Origin of the sequence: Herbaspirillum sp. GCM10030257, assembly GCF_042666555.1 — a bacterium.
Classification (GTDB): domain Bacteria; phylum Pseudomonadota; class Gammaproteobacteria; order Burkholderiales; family Burkholderiaceae_D; genus Noviherbaspirillum.
In genome coordinates, this window is record NZ_JBHTDH010000089.1 from 1 (window position 1) to 2699 (window position 2699).

Sequence of the window (2699 nt, forward strand, 5' to 3'; positions counted from 1 at the left end):
GCTTGCGGGCTTCGGCCGGATTGGCGATGTTGACTTCCTTGCCATTCCAGAAAACCTGGCCGGCATCGGGTTTGACCGATCCGTAAATGATCTTCATGAGGGTCGACTTGCCGGCGCCATTTTCGCCGAGGATGGAATGAATCTCCCCCGGCATGACGTTCAGGTCGACACCGTCGTTCGCGACCACGGAAGGATATTTCTTGGTGATCCTGCTTAGGCTTAGGCGGGTGTCCATGTCTCACTCTTCTTGCGAGCTGCTGAAACCGATATGGTAGTAGCTCTCTTATCAATATTCTTATTATTGGCAAAAATTACAGGAAAACTGCGCAGCGAATATACCTTGGTCTGTATGGGAAATATAGATAGGGGGATATAGGGTCGTAGGGTTTTGTCTGTCCGGGAACATATAATTGCGAAATGCATAAATATTGGACGCAGAATAAGAATTATCGTAAAAGTTTGCATTTGAATTTGCGCTGGTCGCTTTGCAGATTGTCCCACAAGCATCAACCGTTCATTATCAGCACTGCGCCGCTATTTGGGGACACATCAGCCCGGCGCTTTTATTCGTAATCCCATATGCAACATATTCAAGGCTGCATATCCAAATCCTTGCTTTCTATAGGACATTACTGCTCGCGGCTCAATAAAGAGTATTCGATCGGACATATAAAACGATAAGTGGCCGTGCTTGCCGCCAGCATCGCCTGGCGCAGTGCAGCCTGGATACGGGCCTTGCCTTAATACATATCAGGAGAAGACAAATGAGTTTGATGGAGAGGTTCTTTAAGCTGAAGGAACAGGGGACGGACGTCCGCACGGAGTTGCTGGCCGGCCTGACCACCTTCCTGACGATGGCCTATATTATTTTTGTGAACCCCTCCATTCTTGGCGATGCCGGGATGCCGAAAGATTCGGTGTTTGTCGCGACCTGCGTGGCGGCGGCAATCGGTACGCTGATCATGGGTTTGTACGCCAACTATCCGATTGCGCTGGCACCGGGCATGGGATTGAATGCCTATTTCGCCTACGGCGTGGTCTTGGGTATGGGCTATACCTGGCAAGCCGCATTGGGCGCGGTCTGCATCTCGGGCATTCTGTTCCTGATCATCAGCGTCCTGCGTATCCGCGAAATAATCGTGAACGGCATTCCGCATTCGATCCGCACCGCGATCACCGCCGGCATCGGCTTATTCCTGGCGATCATCTCCCTGAAAAATGCGGGCATCATCACGTCGAATCCGGCCACCTACATCGCACTGGGCAATCTGCATGCACCGCCTCCCGTACTGGCCATCATCGGGTTCTTCATGATCGTCGCGCTGGACCGCCTGAGGATCAAGGGCGCCATCCTGATCGGCATCGTTGCCGTGACTGTGTTGAGCTTTTTCTTTGCCGGAAACAAGTTTGCGGGCATTGTCTCCGCGCCGCCATCGATTGATCCGACGCTGTTCAAACTGGATATTTCCAGCGCGCTGTCGATCGGCATCCTGAACGTGGTGCTGGTGTTCTTCCTGGTTGAACTGTTCGACGCAACCGGCACACTGATGGGTGTCGCCAATCGTGCGGGCCTGCTCAAGCAAGGCAAGATGGATAGGCTGAACAAAGCGCTGATGGCCGACAGTACCGCCATTGTCGCCGGCTCTTTCCTGGGCACGTCGAGCACCACCGCTTATGTTGAAAGCGCCGCCGGTGTGCAGGCAGGGGGCCGTACCGGTCTGACGGCGGTTGCGGTTGCGGTGCTTTTCCTGGCCTGCCTGTTTATCGCCCCGCTGGCCGGAGCCGTACCCGCTTATGCGACGGCACCCGCATTGTTTTATGTATCTTGCCTGATGCTGCGCGAACTGGTCGACATCGACTGGGACGACACCACCGAAAGCGTTCCGGCGGTCGTCACCGCGTTGCTGATGCCCTTCACCTACTCGATCGCCAATGGCGTGGCATTCGGCTTCATTTCCTATGCCGGTCTCAAACTTCTGACTGGCCGCGCCAAGGAAGTGCCGATTATTGTCTGGATCATTGCGGCAATCTTTATATTCCGCTATGCCTATCTCGGCGGTGAGTAAGGCGTTACAGCAACGTGAGAAGGCCGGCTGAGAGCCGGCCTTTTTTATTCCCAAGAGTTTCCTGAATGTAGTTTTAGCGCTACCCAGCCCGACGAGCTGGAGAAGATATACCACTTTCACCCAGAAAACCCATGCGGACCGCTGCATTCCGGAATGCACTTAAAAAGTGCTAGCCGGGGTGCGCGTGCAAGGTGCGAAAAGAGGTATAAAACAACAGGACGCCGCTCTGCAAGGCATTTTCCAACCTTATAAGCCGGCATATATATTAAGTATCTGGATTTACAACTGATTCGACATAGACATTCTTGCATGATGAATGTTTATCGCCATACGTGGGCCTGGCACGGTATGCGCACCAAGGAAAGTACAGGGGTGAAGCAATCTGGAATTAACTTTATTCCACGTTACGGATACTCAACATCATGTTTGTCATATAGCTCAACAGAGAGCGAGTGCTAACCTAGCGTCACAAAAACCAGCATCACAAACGCAAAGGCGGAGAAAGCATGTCCCAACCCATACGTTTTTATTATCGTGGCGCCGTGCAGACGATTGCCGACGCATCGCCGACGCGCACGATCCTGCAGCATGTGCGTGAAGACCAGCATTGCACCGGCACCAAGGAAGGCTGCG

At 53.2% G+C, this 2699-nt stretch carries 2 protein-coding genes; one reads left to right on the plus strand and one right to left on the minus strand.

Annotated features, from left to right (window positions below):
- The coding region (locus ACFQUU_RS29145; protein WP_382252040.1) for an ATP-binding cassette domain-containing protein at positions 1 to 235 on the minus strand (235 nt) is incomplete at its 3' end.
- 529 nt (positions 236 to 764) lie between these two features.
- On the opposite strand from ACFQUU_RS29145, the gene ACFQUU_RS29150 reads away from it, so the two are divergent.
- A complete protein-coding gene (locus tag ACFQUU_RS29150) occupies positions 765 to 2066 on the plus strand; it encodes an NCS2 family permease (RefSeq protein WP_382252117.1) in 1302 nt (433 codons plus the stop codon).
- The last annotated feature ends 633 nt before the right edge of the window (positions 2067 to 2699 follow it).

Coding starts and splice junctions, on each gene's coding strand:
- ACFQUU_RS29150 (WP_382252117.1), top strand. CDS start 765: ATGAGTTTGATGGAGAGGTTCTTTAAGCTGAAGGAACAGGGGACGGAC.